Raw genomic sequence first — 23,987 nt, 5'->3', positions numbered from 1 at the left:
GCCCTCGTGGCCGTGGCCCGGGAGCGTTTTGCCCGCCGAACGCCCACGCGCTCACCTATTGCGCTGCACCCCTGCCAGGAGAGAACCCCGATGTTGCCCGCCCGCCACCACCGCCCCCCCTGTCGTTCGATCGCTCCGCTGTCGCTGGCCATCGCCGGCGTGTTGCTGTCGGTCGCCGCTCCCGTGTTCGCCCAGGACAGCAAGGACAAGGCCACCGACCTGGCCCGCATCGAGGTCACCGGCTCGAACATCCGCCGCACCGACGTTGAAACCGCCTCGCCGGTGCAGGTGATCAGCAAGCAGGACATCCAGAACATGGGGGCGCGCACCCTGCTGCAGGTGCTCGACAACCTGCCCGCGGCACGCCCCGCACAGCAGGATGCGCGCTCGCTGTTCACCGGTTCCGATGGCGCTTCGCAGGCCAACCTGCGTGGCCTTGGTGCGCAGGGCACGCTGGTGCTGTTGAACGGGCGCCGCCTGTCGTACTACGGCGCACCGGCAGGCTTCCAGACCCAGTTCGTCAACATCGACGCAATTCCGGCCGCCGCCATCGAGCGCATGGAAGTGCTGACCGACGGCGCCTCGGCGGTGTACGGCACCGACGCCGTGGCCGGCGTGATCAACGTGATCACCAAGCGCAACTTCCAGGGTGCCGAGATCAGCTTCACCAACGACACCTCCTCACGCATCGATTCCTACGGCGAGCGCCAGGCCAGCATCACCGCCGGCTTCGGCGACCTGGCCGAGAACCGCTTCAACATCTACGGCGCGGTGAACATGTACCGCCGCGACGCGATCCCGCTGAGCGATTTCTACGACAAGCGCCCCGCGCAGTACTACGTCAACAACCCGAACTACCTCAACAACCTGCGCCTGGGCGTGGGCAGCAAGCCGGGCGAGTTCAACCCGGGCAGCTACTTCGCCTTCGATCCGGTCACCGGCCGTCGTGTGCAGGAAGCGGCGCCGGGCTGCAAGAACGTGCTGACCAGTGAAGCGGCCGGTCCGCGTTGCGTCTGGGAAACCTGGATGAACAACGAGATCGATGCCGGCGCCAAGTCCGAGCGCAACACCGCCTACCTCAATGGCACCTTCCTGGTGGGTGAGAGCACCGAGATCTTCGCCGAGGCGACCTATACCGACATCGACCTGCGTGCCAACGGCGGCACGCCGCGCACCTACGGCACCACCACCGGCAACCCGACCAGCTGGTTCTCGCGCAATACCGGCAACACCGTCAATCAGTTCCTGTACCCGTTCCTGGGCCCCAACAACGAATACAACCACGCCAGCCCGCAGCTGAAGGCAATGATGGGCGGGGTGGTCGGCCTGAACTACCTGCTGCAGGATGCCGGCCCGGACTACTTCGGCCAGCGCAACACCGACAAGAGCTACCGCGTGCTGGCCGGCGCGCGCGGCAACGTCGGTGACTGGAACTGGGAAACCGCGTTCGCCAGCGCCGGTACCCACTCCACCACCTACCAGACGATCAACGTCAACACCAAGGGCTTCGAGAAGGCGTTCGGCCCGTACACGATCGATCCGGGCACCGGCCGCGTGATCATCTCCGACCACCCGGCTTACAAGTTCGGTGAGATCAGTGAAGCCAATGCTGCCCTGATCCGTGAAGCGTTCCCGACCTTCGACATCCAGTCGTGGACCCGCCTGCACACCCTCGACGGCAAGATCGAAGGCCCACTGTCCCAGCTGCCGGCCGGTGAGATGCGTGCGGCCTTCGGCTTCAACGCCAGCCGCGAAACCTTCTATACCCCGGGCAACGCCGACGCCGCCAACGGCCTGATCACCCAGCAGGGTGGTTCGTGGTTCGACGGCAAGCGCAACACCTACGCGCTGTTTGCCGAGACCGTGGCGCCGATCACTGACAAGCTGGAACTGGATGCGGCGGTGCGCGTGGACAAGTACCCGAACTTCAGCGCCAACGTGGCGCCGAAGATCGGCTTCAAGTACCAGGCCTTCGACCAGCTGATGCTGCGCGGTACTTACTCTACCGGCTTCCGCGCGCCGAGCCTGGCCGAGTCCGGCAACGGTGGCGTGTTCGCGCAGCTGGGCGGTTTCCGCGACGAGCTGCGCTGCAACGAGACCAATGCCATCGCCAACCTGCTGCTGAAGTCGCAGCGGCCGGGTGACGTCGACCTCGGCAAGAACCTGCTGAACGTCGATTGCAGCCGCACCGTGGCACGCATGACCCAGCCGAACAAGGACCTGAAGCCGGAAAAGGCAAAGATCGCCACGCTCGGTTTCGTCTACGAGCCGGCCACCTGGCTGTCGGTGTCGGCCGACTACTGGTTCATCTACCGCAACAATGAGATCGTCGCGCCGGACTATCGCCGCATGGAAGACATCATCTCGATGTCGCGCTCGCCGATCACCGACAGCGACCGTGCCAACCTGGCCCAGCTGGCGGCAATGTGCGCCGACCCGGCCAGCGGCGTGAGCTGCCCGGCGAACCTGCCGGGCTACTCGGCAGGCAACGTCGCCAGCGTGGTGGGCCAGTACAAGAACCGTGGCAAGACGCTGATCGACGGTTTCGACATCGATGCGCGCAGCCGCTTCTCGCTGGGTGACTGGGGCAACCTGAACATCGGCCTGGCCGCCACCATTGCCAACCGCAACCGCTTCTACATGGATGCGGAAAACGGCTGGTACTACGGCGACGTAGTGGGCTACTACAACAACCCGCGCCTGCGTGCCACGCTCAATGCCGACTGGACCTACAAGCAGGTCACCACCAGCATGTTCGTCAACTACGTGGGCGGCACCAAGTGGGCCACCGACCAGGTCGATGAAGTGAGCAACAACAAGGAAACCTGCACCGGCGGCTACCTGGCCCTGCAGAAGAGCAAGTGTGATGGTGCGCCGTCGTGGTGGACCGCCAACATGAGCGTCACCTGGCGCCCGGATGATGCATGGAACCTGAGCTTCACCGTCAAGAACCTGTTCAATCGACTGCCGTTCTACGATCCGAACAGCTTCCTGGGTGACTCCAGTGACTACGCGACCATCTTCGGCCGTGGTTACAGTGTGACCATCGGCTACCGGTTCAAGTAATCCCGTTTGCGTGACCTGGCGTGCCGGCTGCGGCCGGCACGCTGCCAAGAGGAGAGATGTTTGCCATGAAACGTAGGGAATTCATCGCGGCCAGTGCCGCTGTCGCCGCCAGCAGCCTGCTGCCGCAGACCCCGGCCTGGGCGCGTGGGCGAAAGGTGCGCCTGGCCATGATCGGTACCGGCATGCGTGGCCTGGTGCTGCTGAAGGAGCTGGTGCGCCGCGACGACGTCGAGGTGGTCGCGCTGTGCGACATCGAACCAATCATGCTCGGCCGTGCCATGGACATGGTGGCCAAGGCCGGCAAGCCGGCCCCGAAGACCTACGGCCAGGACCGCGATACCAACGCCTGGAAGCGCCTGCTGGAGCAGAAGGGCATCGATGGCGTGATCATCGCCACGCCGTGGGAATACCACGCGCCGATGGCGATTGCCGCGATGCAGGCCGGGGTGGCGGTGGGCTGTGAAGTGGTGGCCGGCATCACCCTCCAGGACCACTGGGATGTGCTGAAGACCCAGCTGAGTACCGGCACCCCGTACATGCTGCTGGAAAACGTCTGCTACCGCCGCGACGTGATGGCCGCGCTGCAGATGGTGCGCCAGGGCCTGTTCGGCGAGCTGGTGCACCTGCAGGCCGGCTACCAGCACGACCTGCGCGGGGTGAAGTTCAATTCCGGCGATCCGAACCAGCCCTATGACAGCGGCGTGGAATTCGGCCCGAAGGGCTGGAGCGAAGCGCGCTGGCGCACCGAGCACTCGGTGGAGCGCAACGGCGAGCTGTACCCCAGCCATGGCATCGGCCCGTGCGCGATGTACACCGGCATCAACCGTGGCAACCGCTTCACCCACATCAATGCCTTCGCGACCAAGGCCCGCGGCCTGCACGAATACACCGTGGCCAAGAGTGGCGGCACCACCCACCCCAGCACCCAGGTGAAGTTCAAGCTGGGTGACATCGTCACCACCACGCTGGCCTGCGAGAATGGCGAAACCATCCTGCTGCAGCACGATACTTCGCTGCCGCGTCCGTACTCGATGGGCTTCCGTGTGCAGGGCACCAAGGGCCTGTGGATGGATGTGAACCATTCGATCCACATCGAAGGCCGCAGCCCGCCGCACCAGTGGGAAGAATTCAAGAAGTACCAGGACGAATACGAGCACCCGCTGTGGAAGCAGAATGCCGACACCGCCGCCAGCGCCGGCCACGGTGGCATGGACTGGTTCGTCATCCACGCCTTCGTTGAAGCGCTGAAGGCCAAGGCGCCTATGCCGATCGACATCTACGATGCAGTGACCTGGAGCGCGATCACCCCATTGAGCGAACAGTCGATCGCCAACAGCTTCCAGACCCTGGAGTTCCCGGACTTTACCGCGGGTGCGTGGAAGCAGCGCAAGCCGATCTTTGCGTTTGATGGGAAGTACTGACCCGCTCTTGTAGCGTCGAGCCATGCTCGACTGCTTTGAACACAACGCCGGGCCATGCCCGGCGTTGCTGCATCTGCCGTATGCTGTGGCATCCATCAGGATGTGCAAGGGCATGCAGCGCATGCGTTTGATGACGTTCACCTGCCCGCTCTGCGCCGCCGCAGGCCAGCGGTTTCCACTGCACTCCGCAGGGAAACGCCAAGCGAGGACGGCCTGCCGCGGGTGTGGCGTGGTGCTGCGCTCGGACCCTCGTCTGGGCATGCACACGTTCTATCTGCTGTACACACAGTTCATCGCCATGCTGGCTGTATTTCCCGTGATCTGGACCTACACCCTGGGTCGATGGTTCTGGCTGGCCGCGATCTTGGCCCTGCTGTCGGTGCTGTGCTGGTTGCCCGGCATGATCAGGCACGCACGAAGTCCGATCGTGCGCGCCACACCGGATCCGAATCGAAGCTACGCTCGGCGCATGCCCCAGGTGCGGTAACAGGGTGGAGCAGGGGGAGATGGCGCGCCCGGAGGGATTCGAACCCCCGACCAATGGCTTCGGAAGCCACTACTCTATCCGGCTGAGCTACGGGCGCGTTGTAGAACCGCCGCGCCACCGACCAGTGCCGGGGCGGGCATCGCAGCGCCATGAGGCGGTGCGGGACGGGCATTCTATCCAGTTTCGCCAAACAAATCTCCCCCCGCCGGGCAAAGCCCCGCCGGAGGGGCAGGAGTATCCTATCGGCATGGCTGATACCCCCCTCACTTCGCCGCAATCGTCGGCGACGCCGCGTTGGCGGCATTACTGGAGCCTGATGCGCGCTGATCGCCCGATCGGCACGTTGCTGCTGCTGTGGCCCACCTGGTGGGCGTTGTGGCTGGCCGCTGGCGGGCTGCCGCCGCTGTGGACGCTGTTCGTGTTCACCGCCGGTGTGTGGCTGACCCGCTCGGCCGGATGCGTCATCAACGATTACGCCGACCGCTGGCTCGACCCGCACGTGGAGCGGACCAAGGCGCGTCCGCTGGCCACCGGCGCAATCAGCGGCCGCGCCGCGCTGGCCCTGTTCGCCGTGCTGATGCTGGTGGCCTTCGGCCTGGTGCTGACCCTGAACGGGCTGACCATCGGCCTGAGCTTCATCGGCGTGTTCCTCGCCGCCAGCTACCCCTACCTGAAGCGCTACACCCACCTGCCGCAGGTCTACCTGGGCATGTCATTCGGCTGGGGTATCCCGATGGCGTTCGCCGCCGTGCAGGGCGAGGTGCCGATGCTGGGCTGGCTGCTGTATGCCGGCAACATCCTGTGGTCCACCGCCTACGACACCTGGTACGCCATGGTCGACCGCGAGGACGACCTGAAGATGGGCTCGCACTCCACCGCGATCCTGTTCGGTGATCTCGACCTGGTCATCCAGGGCGTGCTGTACGCGCTGTTCCTGGCCACCATGGCGCTGGTCGGCGTACGCGGCGGGCTGGGCGGGTACTACCTGGCCGGCGTGGCCGTGGCCACCGCGCTGGTGGTGTACGAGTTCTGGATCTGCCGCAACCGCGAGCGCGGTCCGTGCTTCAAGGCGTTCCTGCACAACAACTGGGTGGGTGCCGCGCTGTTTGCCGGCATCGCAGTGGACCTGGCGCTGCGCTGAGCCCAGGGTACGGTAGAGCCGGCCGCTGGCCGGCTGCACCCATGTGCGATCCCGAGGTTGCCGGCCAGCGGCCGGCACTACCGCCTTCCGCCACCTACGACCAATAGGTGGCAGACAGCCCGCATCCCACCGCCCAGAATCGGGCCATCGAACCTGGGAGGGTAGGCGATGGCCTCGACGGCAGCAGTACAGGATGGCTGGATGGCGCGCGCAGCACTGCGCTCGGCCGCCTGGGCGGAAAAGTGGTTCCCCGATGCGTACGTGTTCGCGGTGCTCGGCGTCGTCATCGTCGCACTTGCCGCGATGGGCTTCGGTTCGACTCCGCAGGCCACCGCCAGTGCCTTCGGTGACGGCTTCTGGAGCCTGATCCCCTTCACCATGCAGATGGCCTTCGTGGTCATCGGTGGCTACGCCGTGGCGACCGCACCGGTGGTCGCGCGCTTCATCGACTTCCTGGCCCGGGTGCCGCGCACCGGCCGCGGTGCGGTGGTGTACGTGGGCCTGGTCAGCATGCTCGCCTCGCTGCTCAGCTGGGGCTTCTCGCTGGTGTTCGGCGGCCTGCTGGTGCGCGCGCTGGCCCGCCGCACCGAGCTGCGCATGGACTATCGTGCCGCGGGTGCGTCGGCCTACCTGGGGCTGGGCGCGGTGTGGGCGATGGGGCTGAGTTCGTCGGCTGCGCAGCTGCAGGCCAATCCGGCCAGCATGCCGTCGGGGCTGGTCGAGATCACCGGGGTGTTGCCGTTCACCGAAACCATCTTCCTGTGGCAATCGATCGCACTGACCGCGGCACTGATCCTGGTCTCGCTGCTGATTGCCTGGCTGACCGCACCGGCAGCCGCCAGTGCGCGTACCGCCGAGGATTTCCCCGGCGCCGCGCAGGCCGAGCCGGAGCCGCTGCAGCGCCGCACGCGCCCGGGCGAATGGCTGGAATACAGCCCGCTGCTGACCGTACTGCTCTCGCTGCTCGCCTTCGGCTGGTTGTTCAACGAGTTCGCCAACAAGCCGGTGGTCACCGCCATCGCCAATCTCAACACCTACAACTTCCTGTTCATTTCGCTGGGCCTGCTGCTGCACTGGCGGCCGCGCAGCTTCCTCAACGCGGTGGCCAAGGCGGTGCCGAGCACCACCGGCGTGCTGATCCAGTTCCCGCTGTACGGTGGCATCGCGATGATCCTCACCCATGCTGCTGGCGGTGATGGGCAGACGCTGGCGCACCGGCTGTCGAGCCTGTTCGTGCACGTGGCCAGCACCGATAGCTTCGCGCTGGTGATGGGTGTCTACTCAGCGGTGCTGGGCTTCTTCGTGCCGTCCGGTGGTGGGAAGTGGATCATCGAGGCGCCGTATGTGATGCAGGCCGCCAACGAACTGAAGGCGCACCTGGGTTGGGCGGTGCAGGTCTACAACGCCGCCGAAGCGCTGCCGAACCTGATCAATCCGTTCTGGATGCTGCCGCTGCTGGGCGTGCTGGGCCTGAAGGCACGCGACATCGTCGGCTTCACTTTCATCCAGCTGCTGGTGCACATCCCGCTGGTGCTGGGCCTGCTGTGGCTGCTGGGGATGACCTTGGCGTATGTGCCACCGGTGATGCCGTGAATGCAGAGCTGACTCCTGCATGCGCCGGGAAACCAGCCTCGTTCAGCGCGTGTTTCCGCCAGCGGATGCCATGAATGCGCGCCTCACTGACCACGGCATGAGCACATGCCGAACCCGCATGAATCCTTCAGGGGCTTGTGCCGCAAGGGGCCGCGCGCGTTCATTCACGGCCGTACACGCGACTGTAGCCGCCCACCCACGCGTGGTTAACCAACGGCTGCAGACGATGGCTGCGTCCACCGCATTTCGCGCGTGGCTTTCGGAGAATGGACATGGCACAGCAGAACCAGAACCCGAACCAGAAGCAGCCGGGTCAGCAGAACCAGCAGGACCAGCAGCAGGGTCGTCGCGACCAGCAGCAGCAACAGCAGCAGGACCAGCAGCGCAAAGAGCGCAACCAGCAGCAGGGCGGCCATGACGAAGAAGAATGACCTCGCCGCACACGCGGTGTGACCGGTGAAGCCCCGCCTCGTGCGGGGCTTCGCTTATTCCAGCACGCCGATACGCTGCAGCACCGGTGCTGCCGACATGTCGTTCGGATTGGTGCCGGGCTGACCCTGCGGCACCTCCATGCCCATGCCACGGTAAAGATCGACCCAATGCTGTGCGATCTGCCCGGTCTCCGGATTGCGGAAGTTCATTGGCTGCAGCGCGAACACGTGATGCGCGCGGAAGGTGCGTTCGATGAAGTCCGAGCAGTAGTAGCTGTCCTCGTTCAACACATACGAGGTGTTGTAGGGCTTGCCCAGCATCGTGCGCGCGGTGGCGACCGCGTCCTTGATCGCGTCCCGGTGCGGCGCACGCAGGCGATAGACCACGATCTTCCGCTGCTTGGCCTGCGCATCCTGGCGGAACGCGGACAGCGGCTGCCGGCGTGATCCCTGCTCGTCGGCGTGCAGCACCTCCCAGCCCGACGGTGACGAGGCGACCAGTGCCACGTGATCGAAGCTGGTGGCGCCCTGCTTGCCGGTGGCATCGTCGATGGCCGCGCTCAGGCCGCTATGACCGGCAGTGACGAACAACAGGTCACCTTCGCGGACATCGACGGCCATGGCGTGCGCAGGCCACAGCGCCGGCAGCATCAGGCCAAACAGGAGAAGCAGGCGGCGCATGGTCATCTCGGACAGGCGGAATGCCGGAATTGTAGGTCGCGCGTTAGCATGGGGCGACTGAACCGGATTCAGGATGAGCCCATGCGTTGCGATCGCGCTTCCGCTGTACTGGTATTTGCCACCGCGCTGGCCGTGGCAGCGTGCCAGCCCGCGCCGCAGAGCGCTCCTGCCGAAGCCGCTCGGGCCGTAGCGGCCACACCGGCACCGGCGACCACTGCGGCAGTCGTGCAGCCCGCTCCCGCCCCCGCCGCCACGGACTGCGCGTACCCGGACTTCGATGCCTTCCTGAAGCATTTCGGCAACGAAATCACGCTGCAGGAAACGGCGACCGCCGATCCGCTGCTGGACACCTACATCGATGCCGAGGCCGAACCGGAACCGCGCAACGTGGAAAACCGGCTGGCGCTGGCCGACGTCGAGTGGCCGGTGATGCCCGATCCGGCAACGCTGGCCGGACAGGGGCGGGAGATGCAGATCAGCGTGCTGGCCGATGGACAACGCCAGGTGCAGATCCGTACCCCGGACAGCAGTGACCAGCAGACCTACACCTTCGCGCAGGCGCCGTGCTGGACGCTGGTCAAGCGCCAGGATGAGTCGATCTGAAGCCTCACTCGGCACAGGCAGGGCGGGCGGCTGGCTGCTAGGCTCGAAGCCTGACCCAGGCAGGGAGACGCCGATGCAGACTCGCAGGATGCTTGCCACCACCGCCATTGCCGCGCTGCTGGCGGTGGTGCCCTTCAGCGGTCTGCGCGCGGAGTCGCTGCGCGCCGACGACCGCGCCTACTTCGCCAACGCCGCAGCCGAGCAGAGCGCACGTGATGCGCTGGGCAGGCAGCTGGAAGCCCTGCAGCACGCGGCCGGCATCGCGCCTGCGGAGCGTTTCCGGCAGGCCGAGGTCATGGAAGCGCAGTGCCTGCGCCATCACGGCTACCTGCACCTGCAGGCCGCCCGCAACGCGCGCGATCATCGTCCGGCACAGGCGCTGGACCAGGTGATGGGGTTGTGCAGCCGCATTGCCCGTACCGGCCGCGCCGTGCTGCGCGAGGCGCCCGCGGACGCGGCGTGGGCGGCGCCGTATGGATTCCTGCGCGCGCGTGCGCTGAAGGACGCCGCTGCCCCGGCCAATGCCGAGCTGGATGAGGCGGTGGATGCATTGGCTGATCCGGCGCTGGACAGCTTCGCGCGCCTGCGCGGGCAGATCCTGCGCACGGCTGTGTACCCGCAGATCGAGCGCGGCGGACGGCGCTGGGATACGGGGCGAGACCGGCAGGCGCTGGCCCAGCAGCCAGACCGCACCTTGCGCGAGGCGGGTTGGAAGGGCTACTGGCAGGGACTGCAGTCGCGCCGCGAGCCGATGGCGTCGGTGCTGCTAGGCTTGGTGCAGGTGAACGATGCGGCCGCGCGCCTGCAAGGCGAAGGTCCGGCGCCGGCGCGTGGCTATCAGCACATGGGCCTGGACGCGCCGACGGTGGATGTGACCTTGCTGGCAATCGAACACCATGCAGGCGACCGACGCGCCTACCAGGACATCCTGCTGCGCCACGCCGCACGTACCGGCATCGATTCGCCGCAACTCTGGGATACCACGGTGCCCGATGCCGGTTACACGCCACCGGTGCTGACGCTGGCGCAGCTGCGTGATACCGCCGCCGACGCCATGCAGCATCTGGGGCCGGCGTATGTCGCCGAGCTGCGTGCGCTGCTCGATCCCGGCAACCGGCGCATGGACCTCGCCACCGAGCGTGGTGAGCGCAGCCAGGATGCATTCCCGGTAAATGCACCCGACGCACCGGCAATGCTGTTTGTCGGCATGCGCAGCGGTGATCTGGAGAGCGACGTCGAGATCGCGCACGAAGCCGGCCATGCCCTGCACGGTGAGTGGATGCAGCGTGGTCATGCCTCGCCGCTGCAGCGCAATGGCAGCCCATGGTTGACCGAGGCGTTCGCCATCTACAGCGAGCTGCGCTTCCGCGACCAGCTGTACCAGCAGGCGCAGGACCCGCGGGCCAAGGCCTACTACCTGAAGTCGCTGCTGGATGACATGGTGATGCAGCTGTTCACCTCGTCCGAGGAAGCGCAGCTGGAGCAGTCGATCTACCAGGGTGCCGCCGCCGGTACGTTGGGGACGGCCGATGACCTTGATGCACTGACCGGGCAGGTGCTGGCGCGTTTCGGCCAGCAACCAGAACGCTATCCGCAGCTGCGCAACAGCTGGATGGCCAAGCGCCTGATGTATGAAGACCCCAACTATCTGGTGAACTACCTGTATGCAGGGCTGTTGGCGGTACAGCTCTATGTGCAGGACCAGCACGATCCGGAAGGATTCCGCCAGCGCTATCTCGCCGTGCTGGGCGAAGGCTTCGACCGCGCGCCGCAGGCACAGGTAGCGCAGCTGCTGGGGCGCGCGCCGGATTGGCCGGCCCTGGTGGATGCGGACCTGAAGGTGTTCAACCAGATGGCCGTGCAGTTGCAGGCCTTGCATGCGCGGATCGAGCAAGGGGAGGGCGCATGATCAGGATGCGGAAGATGACGCGGAGCCGGGCCCGGGCATGGCTGTTGATGCTGTGGTGCCTGCTGCCGATGGCGGTGATGGCCGCTGCTGCGGTGCCTGCGCTGGATGATCCGGTGGTGGATACCGCGGGTGCATTGTCAACGGATGCCCGCGCGGCGCTGCGCGGGCAAGCACTGCAGCTGCAGGCACGTACCGGTGCGCAGCTGCAGGTGCTGGTGGTCGATCATGTTGGCGATGAGGGTATCGAGGCGTACGCCCAGCGGGTGTTCGAGCAGTGGCGGTTGGGCCGTGACGGCATCGATGATGGTGTGCTGCTGCTGGTGGCCGTGCAGGATCGCCGCGTGCGCATACAGACCGGCTATGGCCTGGAGGGTGCAATCCCGGATGCGTATGCTGCACGCATCATCGACAAGGCGATCGTGCCGCGCTTCCGCGATGGCGACCTCGATCAAGGGTTGCTGGACGGAACCAGGATGGTGGTTGCCCTGATCGACGGGGAAGAACTGCCGGGCTGGGAAGACCCGTCGGCGCGCAGCGCGCTGCCATCGGACTGGGGCAGTGCGGATTCGGTGATCGCACTGGCGCTGCTGGCAGGCTTCTTCGCCGGCCTGTGGCGCTCACCATCTTCGCGGCCCGCGGCCAGGATGCCGGACGACTTCGCACGCCGGCATCGCGAGCGCCAGCGCGGCACGTCGCGGGCGGGTGCCAAGCGATCGGCGCGACCGAAGAAGTTGCCGGCCTGGGCTCGCCCAATGCTGGTGACTGCGGTCGTGGCCGCAGGGGTACTGGCGGCAGTATTGTGGGCACCGCGCCCGGCACTGGCGGCGCTCTGCATCGTGTTGGCGCTGTCCGTGCCGGTGGCGAGCCTGCTTGGCTGGTGCTGGCGCCGCAGCCGAGGCCTGCGCATCGTGCTGCTGGGCATGCTCGGGGTCAGTGCGGGCTTCTGCGTGGTGATGCTGCTGCGTGGACAGTTGCCGCCCAGTATGGCCCTGCACACGCTGCTGAACCTGGCCGTGGGCATTGCCGCGATGCTGGTGTTCTTCCTCGTACAGGCCTGCCGTGCGCGCTGGCACAAGGACCGCAGCAGCTTCGGGGCGCGGTTCGCAGTGCTGTTGCTGCTGACCGCTGGCTACGCGATCGTCGCCCTGCTCGCCATTGATCGGGCTGACCCGGTTGCGCGCCTTGCGGCGACGATCGGGTGGAGTGCCGGCACGCTCGTGCTGTACTTCGCCTGGGTCTTCACCATGCTGCCGGCTGAGAAGGCGCGCGGCGGCGGCAGCGCATCCGGTGGCCACCGCAGCGCTTCCAGCAGCGCGTCGTCACGTTCATCGTCAAGCATCTCCGGCAGCTGGTCCGGCGGCGGGGGCCGCAGCGGCGGAGGCGGTGCGTCGGGCAGCTGGTAGCTCAGCCCGCCTGCACGCGCCAGCCCTGCGCGGCCTCCTCGACCGTACCCTGGCCGGCCACATCGCCAACCTGCAGCGTCAGCCCCTGCGCGTTGGGCAGGTCTTTCTGTTCGGGGAACCAGCGCCGATCGGCCGCCACCACGATCAGCAGGCCCTCGTCATCGCCCATCGGTGCGAACTGCGGCGAGGGCGGGCTGATTGGTTGCAGGCCGAATCGCTGGCTGGCCTGTTCGCGTATGGCGCCTACAGCGTGGCTGGGCAGTCCGACTTCACTGAGGCAGGTCAGCTCACTGCCGTGGAATGCACCTTCGCGGGCACTGGCCGGCAGGCGACGACGGCCGATCAGCTCCAGGATCAGGCCATCGGGGCCGGTGAAGTACACCGACTGCGACTGCCAGCTGCTCTCCAGCGCAAAGTAGTCCAGTCCCGCCGGATTACGCTGCAACGGCGTGCGCTCGCGCAGCCAGGTCATCGCCTCGCCGAAGCGGTTGTCCGGCACGTTGAAGGCCAGGTGCACGCCACCGACCGGATGATCCTGCGCAGGCTGGAGCTCGATCGTGCTCCAGCCGATGTGCACATGGTTGCCGACCACGCGTTGCTGCAGGACATCGTGAAAATACGCAGCAACGGCGCCGACATCGGAGACCGGCAGGGTGAGGTGCAGCAGGCGCATGATCGTTCCTCCGTGGGCGCTATCACTGTAGCGCCCGGTCGCACCCGGCGGCCACTAGCGCAACGCGTCGGCGAAGAATCGCACGGCTGCATCCATCGCCTGCCGGTGGGTTCTCGTCCTGGCAACCGCAGTGCTGCAGAGCTCGGGCAGCCTCTGCATGCCCACAGCGGTACAGTCCGCCAGGAAGTCGTAGTGACCCACATCCGGCAGGCGTTGCAGCGTGGCGTGCGGGATGTGCGCCTGTGCGGCCGCACCATTGGTTTCCGGCGGCGCAACCGTGTCAGCCTCGCCCAGCGTGATCGACACCGGCTGCTGCAACGCGGACAGCTGCGCGGGCGCGAACGCCTGGACGATGGCGGGCGCCAGCAGGAACACGGCACGCACGCCAGGAATCGCGCGCTGTGCGTCGGCCTCGGCGATCCAGGGGGCAAGCGCGGGTGAAGCGGCAGCGGCCAGGCGCGCCTGCATCGTGTGCATGGCGGCCTCCTGCTGCGGCTGGCAGACGCCGTCATCGGGATGTGCGCGACAGAACGCCAGCAGTCGTTGCAAGTCGGGGCGTGCGCCAGCGGCCAGCAGCGCGGTGTAACCGCCGGCGGAGAAGCCGACCACGCCCAGTCGTCCGGCGTCGACATGGGGTCCCAGATTCGGATCGGCCTTCACCGCCGCCAACGCGGCGCGCAGATCGTCCGCGCGCAGCCAGCTCAGCATGCTGCCGGTCAGCGTCATCTCGTCGGCACCGTTGTTGCCGGGATGATCCACCGCGATCACCAGATAGCCGTCCCGCGCCAGCGCCGTGCCCAACCAGCCCATCATGCGTGCACTGCCGCCGTTACCGTGTGACAGCAGCAGCGTGGGCAGGCGATCACCCGCGACCGGTGCATCCTTGGCCGACCGGCCGACGTCGAAAAGCGGCGCGTCGGGTGGGCCGATGGTCAGCGCAGTTTCCCGGCTGCTGGCCGGTGCCGGATACCAGACCGTGTAGCGAAGCGCGTCGCGCTGCGCTGCGTCGCGCACGACGGCACTGGCCACCGTCGTGGTGCCATGGCGCTCGCCGGCGGTCCAGCTGCCGTCTGCGCGCGCGGAGAGCGCCGATACCATCAGCAGCAACCCGGCAATCGCGGTGTTCATACGCATCTTCAGCTCCATGTCAGCAGGGACGCTCGTCTACCGGCAACCAGATCTCCACGCCGCCATTGCCGGTGTGCTCATCGAAGCGGGTGTCGTAGCGCTCCAGGTCAGGCGCGTCGGCCAGGCTGAGGCCAGACCCGGGCAGATAGTGGTCCAGCAGCCAGAACCAGGTGGAACGGATGGCCGAGATATGCCCACCGTGCCAGGCCACCAGATAGCGCCGTGCGGGCACGTCCACGCGTTGCCAGTGCGTGGGCACGGCGCGAAGTGAACTGACCGGCAACGCGGCGATGTAGTCGAAGCCGCCGTCGTCGTCGCTGTTGCAGCATACGCCGAAACTGATCGGCGCCGGCGTCGGCCATTCGCGGTTGAGCTGGGCCCATTGCCCGGGAATCGCACCGCCACTGTCGCGGGTATGACGCATGCCGATCCCGGCCAGCTGGAACGCGGGCGTGTCGAGCAGCCGTGGTGCCTCAGCGCAGGCAGCCGGCGCATCGTCCAGGCGGATCGCCTGCACCAGCGCCAGCCCATCGGTGCCCTGTTCGCGCACCCGCTCCGGGGTCTGCCCGAACTGTTCGCAGAAGGCGCGGGTGAACGCAGCGTGGGTGGTGTAGCCGGCGCTCAAGGCCACCTGCAGGATGTCGCCCGCACCGTTGGCCAGCCGCTGAGCAGCGGCGGTCAGGCGGCGTCCACGCAGGTAGCGCACCACCGAGGTGCCGGTGCGGGCCTGGAACAGGCGTGACAGATGGAAGGGCGACAGCCCCGCTGCTGCTGCGATATCGGCCAGGGCCAGCGGCTGCTCCGCATGGGTTTCGATGTACCACAACGCCTTGCCTGCCGCGCTCATCCTGCCGTTCCCCGCATCCAATGCCGGCACAGTAGCGGATCGGCAGGCGCGGCGTTTAGCAGTTCTTGCGCTGCCGGGGCCTTGCGCGTGCCTGCGTACCGGCAACAATGCGTGCTTCATGGACGTGATGGGGGGCAGGGAGATGCGATCGACGGCGTGGGATGCCAGGCCAGCGGAGCCCGGCCGATGATCGAGATGATCGAAATGCTGCTTGCCCTCTGGGTACTTCCCAGTCTGTTGACCCTGGCGCTGATGCTGCTGATGCTGTTCGGTGCGCCACGGTGGCGCGGCAATCCCTGGGTGTACCGTGTCGGCTTCGCGTTGCTGGCCGGGTTTCTGACACCGACGTTGCTTGGGGCCGGTCACGGTGGGTTGCCGTGCGCGACTCTCGGCGGGCTGGTGATGATACTGACGCAGCTGCAGTGGATCGGCGATCTGCAGGTCGACTTCATGGGGATCGGGATTCGCAACCGGGGCATCTGGATCATGTCCACCCCCGCCTTGGTGGTGTTCGCCGCCATGATGTTCGTTCCGCTGCGAACGGCACGGCCGGCCCGTTTCGGCTTTGGCGACGACGGCAACGGCTAGCCGCTGTGTGCGGGGATGGGGCGTGGGTCTGCATTGCCCCTCCATGCCGGGCGTGGATCCAAGGATGAGCCTTGGCAGGGGCCAACCTTGGTTGGCGCATCAAGCTGTCGTACTGACGTCATGCCTCCTTCACACATCGCGCCGAGACTGCGCGCCTTGGCCAGGCCTGTTGTGTGCGCACAGGTGCTGGCCCTGTCGCGTCCTCCCGGAGTCCTGCCGTGCATCGTTCGAAGCTTTCGCGTTCCATCCTCCTTGCCCTTGCCATGGCCAGCGCAGGAGGCGCGATCGCAGCGGAATCCGATGCGGTCGATGCCACCAGCGGCAGCCGTGCGGCGCCCTCCCAGCTCGACGCGATGCTGGTCACCGGTACCCGCGCGTCCAACCGCACCCAGTTCGAAACACTGGCGCCGGTGGACGTGTTCACCAAGGAAGACATCACGTCCGTTGAATCCACCGACCTGAAGGACGTGCTGGCCCAGCTGGTGCCGTCGTTCGTGGTGCAGCGCCTGCCGATGGCCGATGGCCAGGTGTTCGTGCGCCCGGCCACCCTGCGTGGCCTGTCGCCGGACCAGACCCTGGTGCTGGTCAACGGCCGCCGCTTCCACCGCAGCGCGCTGCTCGGCAACCGTGGCGCGCAGGCCGCCGACCTGGCGCAGATTCCGACCAGTGCAATCAAGCGCATCGAGGTACTGCGTGATGGTGCGTCTGCGCAGTACGGCTCGGATGCCATCGCCGGCGTCATCAACATCATTCTCGAAGACGGCCCGGGCACCGAGATCACCGCAGGCTACTCGCAGTACGCACAGGGCGACGGTGCCTCGCGCGACTTCAGTGCGCGCACCGGCTGGTCGCTGGGTGACTATGGCAGCCTGGTGCTGTTCGCCGAGTCGTTCAATTCCGATGCCACGTCGCGCACCCGCCAGCGCCCGGATGCCATCGCCTTCCAGGCCGCGCATCCGGAGCTGGACGTGCCCAATCCGGTGCAGCGCTGGGGCCAGCCGGAACTGGAAAGCCGCCGCGTTGGCTTCAACGTGAAGGCCAACGCCAGCGAGGCGCTGGAGCTGTACGCGTTCGGTCTTTACAGCCACAGTGATGGCGTCAGCGATTTCAACTGGCGCAACCCGGACACCACCACCGGTGCCTACCGCACCACGTCGATCTTCCCGGGCTGGAACCTGCGTTCGCTGTACCCGGTCGGCTTCAGCCCGCAGTACGGCAACGTGCAGAACGATCTGCAGCTGGTTGGCGGCCTGCGTGGCGAGATCACGCCGAAGCTGCGCTGGGATGTCAGTGCTTCGTATGGTCGCAACGCCATCGACTACAGCCTGAAGAACTCGATCAATGCCTCGCTCGGCCCAGCCAGCCCGACCGACTTCGTTCTCGGCCGCCTGACCCAGACCGAGAAGAACGCCAACGCCGACTTCAATTACGAATGGGACGTGGCTGCGTTGTCCAAGCCGGTCAACGTCGCCTTTGGTGGCGAGTTCCGCCAGGAGACCTACCAGGTGCGCGCCGGTGATCCGGCCTCGTACGCGGTGGGTCCGGGCGCCGTGGCGGGCCTGGAGGCCAATGCCAATGGTGCGCCGGGCTTTTCGGCCAGCCAGGCCGGGCAGTGGAGCCAGCGCAGCAAGGCCGCCTACGTGGATATTGAAGTGCCGCTGGGCGAACGCTGGAGCATCGGCGCAGCCAGCCGCTACGAGGACTTCTCCAGCTTCGGCAGCACGCTGGATGGCAAGCTCTCGGCACGCTTTGCGATCACCCCGGAGGTGGCCCTGCGCGGCACCGTGTCGACCGGCTTCCGCGCACCGACGCCGGCGCAGCTCAACACCACCAGCACCAGCCAGGGCCTGGACACGCGCACGCTGCAGATCTTCACCAGTGGCCGCCTGTCGCCGAACGATCCGCTGGCGCAGCTGCTCGGCGCCAGGCCGTTGAAGCCGGAAGAATCGCGCACCGCCTCGCTGGGCCTGACCTGGCGCACCGACCTGGGCCTGTCAGGCTCGGTGGACGTCTACCAGATCAAGCTCACCGACCGCTTCAGCCAGTCGGCCAGCTTCGCCATTCCGGCCGGTACGCCCAATCCGCTTGGCTATACCTCGGTGAACTACTTCACCAACGACTTCGACACCACCACCACCGGCGTGGACGTGGTCGGCAACTACCCGCGCGATCTCGGCGCCGGCCGCATGACGCTGACCCTGGCCTACAACTACAACCGTACCCGCGTGGACAACGGCCGCACCTCGGTGGCCACCAACGAAACCCAGCGCGTGCTGTTCGAGGACCGCCTGCCCGCGCACAAGGGCAGCCTGACCGGCAGCTGGGACATTGGCGCCTGGTCGCTGATGGCGCGCATGCGCTACTACGGTGCCTGGACCGATTCCAGCGGCAACGCGGCCGGCGACATCTACCAGCGCTTCGGTGCGATGAGCTTCCTCGACCTGGCCTTGGGCTATCGCATCAACGAACACCACAGCCTGCGCGTCGGCGCCGACAACGTGTTCGACCGCTATCCGGACGAGGCAACGTTCCAGGCCAGCCGAGGCCTGGTCTACTCGCGCAACGCGCCGTATGACACCGACGGTGCCAACCTGTACGCGCAGTACCGGCTGACCTTCTGATGGACGCTCGTCGTCGTTCCCTGCTGCGTGCCGGTGCATTGCTGCCGGCCGCTGCGGCGTTGCCTTCACTCGCTGCCAGCGGTACTTCGCATTACGCTGCGGCCATGGAGATTCCCGCGACGACCGTGGCGCCGGACATGCTGGCCCACGATGAGAACTACTGGTCGACCGTGGCCAGCCACTTCGACATCACCGATGAAGTGAACCACCTGGAGAACGGCTACTGGGGGGCGATGGGCCGCGAGACGCTGGCCAGCTACCAGCACCATAGCGCCGAGGTGAATCGTGGTAACGCCTGGTATGGGCGCCGCGCGTTCCCGGCACAGTACATGGGGGTACAGCGGCAGGTGGCCGAACTGCTCGGTGTCGGCGCCGATGAGATCGCACTGACGCGGGGCGCCACCGAAGCGATGCTGGCGTTGATCGGCGGCTACAACCGCCTGCAGCCGGGCGACCAGGTGCTGTACGCCGACATCGACTACGACAGCATGATCGGAGCGATGCGCTGGCTGCAGCAGCGTCGTAGCGTACAGGTCGAGCGGATCGCGCTGCCGCCGGTGCCGGACCACGCGCAGGCCGTGGAGGCCTACGAGACCGCATTCGCGCGATTGCCGCGGCTGAAGCTGGTGCTGCTGACCCAGGTCAGCCATCGCCACGGGCTGGTGCTGCCGGTGGCCGAGATTGCCGAACGCGCACGTGCGCGTGGTATCGATGTGATCGTCGATGCCGCGCACGGGTTCGGCCAGATCGACTACACGGTGCCGCAGCTGAAGTCTGATTTCGTTGGCATCAACCTGCACAAGTGGATCGGTGCGCCGGTCGGCGTCGGCGCGATGTACGTGCGCAGGGGGCGTGTGGCGGACCTGGACCCGTACATGGGCGAGACCGACGATGGCCGTGTCGGCAGCCGCGTTCATACCGGTACGGTCAACTTCGCCGCCTACCTGGCGCTGCCGGAGGCGATCGCATTGCACCAGCGTATCGGTGCCGCCAACAAGCAGGCGCGCCTGCGCTACCTGCGTGAACGCTGGACGGTGCCCGCGCGGCAGATGGCGCATATCGAAGTGCTGTCTCCGCCGGATCCGGCGCTGGCCAGTGCGTTGGCCAGTTTCCGCCTGCGCGGCCACACCTCGGTGGAACAGAACCAGGTACTGCAGAAGCGCCTGCTGGATGAATATCGGATCTTCACCACCTATCGCGATGGACTGGAATCGGGTGCCTGCGTGCGGGTGACACCGTCGGTATTCACCCGGCCAGCGCAGATGGACGCTCTGGTGCAGGCTCTCTCCGCCCTGGCCTGACAGTAAACGGTACTGCCGGCCAGCGGCCGGCACGACCGGTCTGGCGGGTGCCGACCGTTGGTGGGCATATCCTATCCAGGCATGGCGTGGATCCACCGGGCCAACCCTTCGTCTCGCCGGGCAGGGACCAGCGCTACCGTTCGATCGCCGGCAAGGCATCCGACAACAACAGGCGGTCGATCCGACGCAACGCGCTTTCCAGTTGCCTGCGGTCCGCTGCCAGCCCCAGCGACAGCCGCACGCCATTCGGATGCAGCACCCCCGGCGGGCAGAATGCCGATGACGGTGCGATCGCCAGCCCCTGCAGCTGGGCGATACGCACCAGGGTCGCATCGGTCCACGGCGCCGGTATCCGGCACCAGGCATGCAGGCCCTCGGCACGCTGCAGCAGCGACGGCGCCAGCAGGTACCGCGCCATCCGCATGCGCTCACGTGCCTCGCTGCGTACCTGCGCCAGCAGCGACTGTGCCGAGCCATCCAGCAGCAGCTGACTGGCCAGCGCCGACACCAGCGGATGGCCCATCAACCGCGTTGCCCGCAGTGCGGCTGTCATCGCCTCGGCGTGTGCGGCGCCTGGGCAGTGCACGAAGGCAGTACGCAGGCCGGGGCTGATCACCTTCGACAGCGTTGCCACGTAGAACACATGGCGTGGCGCCAGTGTCGCCAGCGGTGTTGGTGCGTCCTCGGCAAGGTGCCAGTACGGATCATCCTCGATCGCCAGAAGGCCTTCGCGTTCCAGCACCCGAGCCAGTGCCTCGCGCCGTTGCAACGGCAGGGTCAGCGCGGTCGGGTTCTGGCAGCTGGGGTTGAGATAGACCAGCCGTGCGCCGTTTTCGCGTGCCTGTCGCGCCAGCGCGTCGGGGCACATGCCGTGTTCGTCGCTGGCCACGGGCAGCAATCGCCGGCCGAGTGCTGCGGCCGCCTGCAACAGGCCGGGATACACCAGCGCATCGCATAGGATGGCATCGCCGTCGCGGCTCTGGCTCAGCAGGATCGCCGACAACGCCACCTGCGCGCCTTCGGTCAGCAGCAGGCAGGCATCGTCCACCGCGCCCAGCATCGGTTGCAGCCAGCGCGCCGCCGCATGGCGGTCGGTCGGGTTACCGCCGCCCAGGTGGTAGGTCATCAGGTTCGATGCGTTGCTGCGCGCAAGCACAGCGGCGGCGCCACGCCGCAGCGTTTCGGCGAGCACGTCGGCGTCGGGCACCGGCGGCACGTTCATGCTCAGGTCCACCACCTGCTCGAAGCCGGCCTTCGGCGGTGCGATGAAACTGCCTTGCGGACCGCGTGCCTCGATCAGGCCGCGCCTGCGTGCTTCATCGAACGCGCGGGTGACCGTGGTCAGGTCGATGCCAAGCTGTCGCGCCAACGCGCGCTGCGACGGCAGGCGCTGGCCGGGTGCCAGACCACCACGGCGCACCGTGCGTTCCAGCGAATTGACGATGCGCAGGTAGATCGGCCCGCTGTGCGCAAGCACATCCTGCACCCACTCGCGCGCTGCGACATCCGGTCGCGGCATGTACGGAGCATGTCGGGGCGTATCGTTGCTTGCAACGGCGGGAGCCTGTCCATAACCATCGGTCGGTTCGGGCAGGTGACCGCCGTTGTTGTTTGCGGCGGCCATGCACGCCAGCATCGAGGGTGTCATGGCGCGTCCTCAGCGCTTGGCCTGCCATGGGCAGTAGCAGCCCACGGCCAGCAGTCCTTTCGGGCGCACGGTCTCGCCGCGCACCAGTTTGTCCAGCAACGGTTCGACGAAGCTGTTGGCCGAGTTGCAGACCATGCCGATGCTGTATGGGCCGGCGTAGGCCAGATGTCCCTGCCGGTCCCAGATCGCCACCGCCGGGCTGGCCGGAATGTGCTCGATGCCGTCGATGGAAGGCAGGTTGATCACCTTGCTGCGCAGTGGCTCGGGCAGTTCGCCCTGCGTGCCCGGGCGTCGGATTGCATAGAAGTCGATGCCAGCGCGGCGGTACATGCTGATCAGGTAGCTCAGGTGCGCACCGGTCTCGCGGTTGCAGACCGCGCACGCCGGGTCCCAGAAGTGCACCACGCGGATGCGGCCGGTGTCACCGGCGAGATCGGCCGGCAGGCGCAGTTGCGCGTCGTCGAACACGATGACCTGTTCGGTGAACGTGGATTGCGCGCTGTAGCCGAAGTACTGCCACAGGGCTGTCGCCACGCCGGCCATGAACAGGCAGGCGAGGGCGATCATCGTCGGCAGGAGCAAGCGGCGGCGCGGCGCGGCTGCGCCCATCAGGAGTCTTCCCGGCCGAACTTGTGCACGTACTGCTTGCGCATCTCGCGGCAGGAATCGGCCTGCGCGCGGCGCTGGATCTCGCTACGCGACGGGTCCTCGCTGCGCTGCACGCACTGCTCGATGGCGTGGCGCTCGGCGGCCTGCACGTCCACGGTCTGCGGCTGCAGGCAGACCCAGGCCAGCGCGGCCATCATCAGCACGACAAAGCCGCCGCAACCGGCCATCACCAGGTGGAACTTCAGTTTCTCGGCGCGCATCGATGCACGTCCCTTCATCCATACATTGCATACAAAATATCACCTTGTATGGATGCCGTGCCACGTGGATGACTCAGACAATGGCGCTGTGCCGGGCCTCGGGCGCTTCAGACAGGATCTCATTCAGCTTCGCCAGCGCCCCGGCCAGCGCGCCTTGGTCGACCGCGCCGCCCAGCGACAGGCGGATCGCGTTGCCCGGTGGCGGCTCCTCCACGCTGAAGGCGTCGGAGCTGGCGATGCCCAGCCCCTGTTCCTGGGCGGCCTGGATCAGCCGGTACTGGTCCAGCCGTGGCGGCAACGGCAGCCACACGTGCAGGCCGGCCGGATGGGCCTGGGCGCGGGTGGGCAGATACCGGGCGGCAATGGCCTGGCGCTCGCGCAGCTCCTGCTGGAAGCGCTGCACCATGTCCTGGGCCTGGCCACTGCGGATCCACTGCGAAGCCACCGCCACCATCGACTGGGTCGGCATCAGTGCGATGGCGCGCAGGGCGTCCAGTACCGGTTCCATCGGCTCGCCGGCCGGTACCACCAGGTAGGCGGTGCGCAGGCCAGGCGCCAGGCACTTGGACAGGGTGGAGATGTAGTAGACAGAGCAGCCGGCGTCGCGATGCGCGGCCAGCGGCGGCGCGGCGTCCCCGGCCAGCAACCAGTAGGGATCGTCTTCGATCACGGTCAGATCGTGGCGCTTGGCGACATCCAGCAGGGCCTGCCGGCGCTGCGCCGACATCGTTGCCGTGGTGGGGTTCTGGATGGTCGGCACCAGGTACAGCAGGCGCGGGCGGCGCAGCTGGCAGGCTTCTTCCAGAGCCTCGGGCAGCATGCCTTCGGCGTCCATCGCCACCGGCACCACGCCCCGCTGCAGCACGCGCGCGGCGGCCAGCAGGCCCGGGTAGGTCAGCTGTTCGGCGGCGATCAGCTCGCCCGGCTGGGTGCGGGCCAGGATCAATGCACACAGCGCGGTCTGCGCACCGGGACAGATCACTACCTGGTCGGCGCCGACTGTACCCAGCATCGGTGCCAGCCACTGTACGGCGGCGGCGCGGTCCTCGCGGGTGCCGGCGCCGACGTGGTAGCTCATCAGTTCGCCCTGGCCCAGCTGCTGGCCCACGTGCTGGAAGCCGGCCTCCATGCCCTGTGCGAACGGCGCGCTGCCCAGCAGCGGCGGGATGTTCATGCTCAGGTCGACCGAGGTGCTGCGGTTGCCGGCCGACAGCGCGATGAAGGTGCCGCCCGCGCCCTGCGCATCGAGCAGGCCGGCCTGGCGCAGTTCGGCAAAGGCGCGGGTGACCGTGGTCAGGTCCACGCCCACCTGCTGGGCCAGGTCGCGCTGTGGCGGCAGGCGGTCGCCCGGGCGCAGCACGCCGTCATCCACTGCCTCGCGCACCTGCTGGGCAATCTGCAGGTACAGCGGGCCGGCGCCCTCGCGGAAGGGGCGGACCCAGGTGCGATTGGGGTGTTTCAGGCGGCGGCCGGCGGCAGGTGGCGTCATCGGTCAGATTTTTCCATACGTGCAGATGCACAAGTCCATACAATGCTGTATCTTGTATGGGCTTGATTGGAGTGGTTCGCCTGCTTGT

At 67.1% G+C, this 23,987-nt stretch carries 20 protein-coding genes and 1 tRNA gene; 12 read left to right on the top strand and 9 right to left on the bottom strand.

The window, feature by feature from the left end; all coding sequences use genetic code 11:
• Nucleotides 1-90: 90 nt before the first annotated feature.
• The 3 genes from QZ853_RS06975 (at nucleotide 91) to QZ853_RS06965 (ending at nucleotide 4,974) form a co-directional block, all read left to right on the top strand.
• The gene (locus QZ853_RS06975; protein WP_295571574.1) at nucleotides 91-3,066 is read left to right on the top strand and encodes a TonB-dependent receptor; all 2,976 of its coding nucleotides are present in this window, start codon (nucleotides 91-93) and stop codon (nucleotides 3,064-3,066) included.
• 65 nt (nucleotides 3,067-3,131) lie between these two features.
• Entirely contained in the window at nucleotides 3,132-4,487 is a 1,356-nt protein-coding gene (locus QZ853_RS06970) for a Gfo/Idh/MocA family oxidoreductase (RefSeq protein ID WP_295571573.1), read from the top strand.
• A 22-nt stretch (nucleotides 4,488-4,509) separates the two neighbouring features.
• The gene (locus tag QZ853_RS06965) at nucleotides 4,510-4,974 is read left to right on the top strand and encodes a hypothetical protein (RefSeq protein WP_295571571.1); all 465 of its coding nucleotides are present in this window, start codon (nucleotides 4,510-4,512) and stop codon (nucleotides 4,972-4,974) included.
• 20 nt (nucleotides 4,975-4,994) lie between these two features.
• Here QZ853_RS06965 and QZ853_RS06960 read toward each other — a convergent pair.
• A tRNA-Arg gene (locus QZ853_RS06960) sits at nucleotides 4,995-5,071 on the bottom strand.
• Between the two features lie 150 nt (nucleotides 5,072-5,221).
• On the opposite strand from QZ853_RS06960, the gene ubiA reads away from it, so the two are divergent.
• The 3 genes from ubiA to QZ853_RS06945 all read left to right on the top strand — a co-directional run bounded on the left by ubiA (nucleotide 5,222) and on the right by QZ853_RS06945 (nucleotide 8,139).
• Nucleotides 5,222-6,115 carry a 4-hydroxybenzoate octaprenyltransferase gene (gene ubiA, locus QZ853_RS06955; RefSeq protein WP_133935828.1) on the top strand — a complete coding sequence of 298 codons (894 nt, stop codon included), beginning with the start codon at nucleotides 5,222-5,224 and terminating at the stop codon, nucleotides 6,113-6,115.
• A 168-nt stretch (nucleotides 6,116-6,283) separates the two neighbouring features.
• On the top strand, nucleotides 6,284-7,708 hold the full coding sequence (locus tag QZ853_RS06950) for a TIGR00366 family protein (RefSeq protein WP_295571567.1): 1,425 nt from the start codon (nucleotides 6,284-6,286) through the stop codon (nucleotides 7,706-7,708).
• A 272-nt stretch (nucleotides 7,709-7,980) separates the two neighbouring features.
• Entirely contained in the window at nucleotides 7,981-8,139 is a 159-nt protein-coding gene (locus tag QZ853_RS06945) for a hypothetical protein (RefSeq protein WP_014038817.1), read from the top strand.
• A 54-nt stretch (nucleotides 8,140-8,193) separates the two neighbouring features.
• Here the strand turns inward: QZ853_RS06945 and QZ853_RS06940 are convergent, their stop codons facing one another.
• On the bottom strand, nucleotides 8,194-8,820 hold the full coding sequence (locus QZ853_RS06940) for a YiiX/YebB-like N1pC/P60 family cysteine hydrolase (RefSeq protein ID WP_295571566.1): 627 nt from the start codon (nucleotides 8,818-8,820) through the stop codon (nucleotides 8,194-8,196).
• A gap of 81 nt (nucleotides 8,821-8,901) precedes the next feature.
• Between QZ853_RS06940 and QZ853_RS06935 the strand changes: the two genes are divergently transcribed.
• The 3 genes from QZ853_RS06935 (at nucleotide 8,902) to QZ853_RS06925 (ending at nucleotide 12,735) form a co-directional block, all read left to right on the top strand.
• The gene (locus tag QZ853_RS06935) at nucleotides 8,902-9,423 is read left to right on the top strand and encodes a hypothetical protein (protein ID WP_295571565.1); all 522 of its coding nucleotides are present in this window, start codon (nucleotides 8,902-8,904) and stop codon (nucleotides 9,421-9,423) included.
• A gap of 73 nt (nucleotides 9,424-9,496) precedes the next feature.
• Nucleotides 9,497-11,332: a M3 family metallopeptidase gene (locus QZ853_RS06930; protein ID WP_295571563.1), complete on the top strand. Its 1,836-nt coding sequence runs from the start codon at nucleotides 9,497-9,499 to the stop codon at nucleotides 11,330-11,332.
• A 5-nt stretch (nucleotides 11,333-11,337) separates the two neighbouring features.
• On the top strand, nucleotides 11,338-12,735 hold the full coding sequence (locus QZ853_RS06925; protein WP_345777894.1) for a TPM domain-containing protein: 1,398 nt from the start codon (nucleotides 11,338-11,340) through the stop codon (nucleotides 12,733-12,735).
• Between the two features lies 1 nt (nucleotide 12,736).
• Here QZ853_RS06925 and QZ853_RS06920 read toward each other — a convergent pair whose 3' ends face one another.
• From QZ853_RS06920 to QZ853_RS06910, 3 genes are read right to left on the bottom strand one after another with little or no spacing between them, the layout of a single operon-like run.
• Nucleotides 12,737-13,408 (bottom strand): VOC family protein, encoded by a 672-nt coding sequence (locus QZ853_RS06920; RefSeq protein ID WP_295571561.1) that lies wholly within the window; start codon nucleotides 13,406-13,408, stop codon nucleotides 12,737-12,739.
• Nucleotides 13,409-13,462: 54 nt separating this feature from the next.
• Nucleotides 13,463-14,542: an alpha/beta fold hydrolase gene (locus QZ853_RS06915; protein WP_295571560.1), complete on the bottom strand. Its 1,080-nt coding sequence runs from the start codon at nucleotides 14,540-14,542 to the stop codon at nucleotides 13,463-13,465.
• Nucleotides 14,543-14,555: 13 nt separating this feature from the next.
• A complete protein-coding gene (locus QZ853_RS06910; RefSeq protein ID WP_295571557.1) occupies nucleotides 14,556-15,383 on the bottom strand; it encodes an AraC family transcriptional regulator in 828 nt (275 codons plus the stop codon).
• Between the two features lie 186 nt (nucleotides 15,384-15,569).
• Between QZ853_RS06910 and QZ853_RS06905 the strand changes: the two genes are divergently transcribed.
• The 3 genes from QZ853_RS06905 (at nucleotide 15,570) to QZ853_RS06895 (ending at nucleotide 19,893) form a co-directional block, all read left to right on the top strand.
• Nucleotides 15,570-15,971 carry a hypothetical protein gene (locus QZ853_RS06905; protein ID WP_295571556.1) on the top strand — a complete coding sequence of 134 codons (402 nt, stop codon included), beginning with the start codon at nucleotides 15,570-15,572 and terminating at the stop codon, nucleotides 15,969-15,971.
• A 218-nt stretch (nucleotides 15,972-16,189) separates the two neighbouring features.
• Nucleotides 16,190-18,592 (top strand): TonB-dependent receptor, encoded by a 2,403-nt coding sequence (locus QZ853_RS06900; RefSeq protein ID WP_295571555.1) that lies wholly within the window; start codon nucleotides 16,190-16,192, stop codon nucleotides 18,590-18,592.
• Nucleotides 18,592-19,893, top strand: a complete 1,302-nt coding sequence (locus QZ853_RS06895; protein WP_295571554.1) for an aminotransferase class V-fold PLP-dependent enzyme — start codon at nucleotides 18,592-18,594, stop codon at nucleotides 19,891-19,893. The genes QZ853_RS06900 and QZ853_RS06895 overlap by 1 nt, the downstream gene beginning before the upstream one ends.
• A 133-nt stretch (nucleotides 19,894-20,026) precedes the next feature.
• On the opposite strand, the gene QZ853_RS06890 is transcribed toward QZ853_RS06895, so the two are convergent.
• The 4 genes from QZ853_RS06890 to QZ853_RS06875 are packed head-to-tail and all read right to left on the bottom strand — an operon-like array spanning nucleotide 20,027 to nucleotide 23,899.
• Nucleotides 20,027-21,541 carry a PLP-dependent aminotransferase family protein gene (locus tag QZ853_RS06890; protein WP_295571553.1) on the bottom strand — a complete coding sequence of 505 codons (1,515 nt, stop codon included), beginning with the start codon at nucleotides 21,539-21,541 and terminating at the stop codon, nucleotides 20,027-20,029.
• Between the two features lie 9 nt (nucleotides 21,542-21,550).
• A complete protein-coding gene (locus tag QZ853_RS06885) occupies nucleotides 21,551-22,150 on the bottom strand; it encodes a DUF6436 domain-containing protein (protein WP_295571552.1) in 600 nt (199 codons plus the stop codon).
• Nucleotides 22,150-22,428, bottom strand: a complete 279-nt coding sequence (locus QZ853_RS06880; protein ID WP_295571551.1) for a hypothetical protein — start codon at nucleotides 22,426-22,428, stop codon at nucleotides 22,150-22,152. The genes QZ853_RS06885 and QZ853_RS06880 overlap by 1 nt, the downstream gene beginning before the upstream one ends.
• A gap of 55 nt (nucleotides 22,429-22,483) precedes the next feature.
• Nucleotides 22,484-23,899, bottom strand: a complete 1,416-nt coding sequence (locus tag QZ853_RS06875; protein WP_295571550.1) for a PLP-dependent aminotransferase family protein — start codon at nucleotides 23,897-23,899, stop codon at nucleotides 22,484-22,486.
• Nucleotides 23,900-23,987: the final 88 nt, after the last annotated feature.

The sequence above is a fragment of the uncultured Stenotrophomonas sp. genome (assembly GCF_913778665.1).
Lineage (GTDB): Bacteria > Pseudomonadota > Gammaproteobacteria > Xanthomonadales > Xanthomonadaceae > Stenotrophomonas.
Note: the sequence above shows the minus strand (reverse complement) of the source record. Positions and strands in the feature narration are given on the sequence as shown.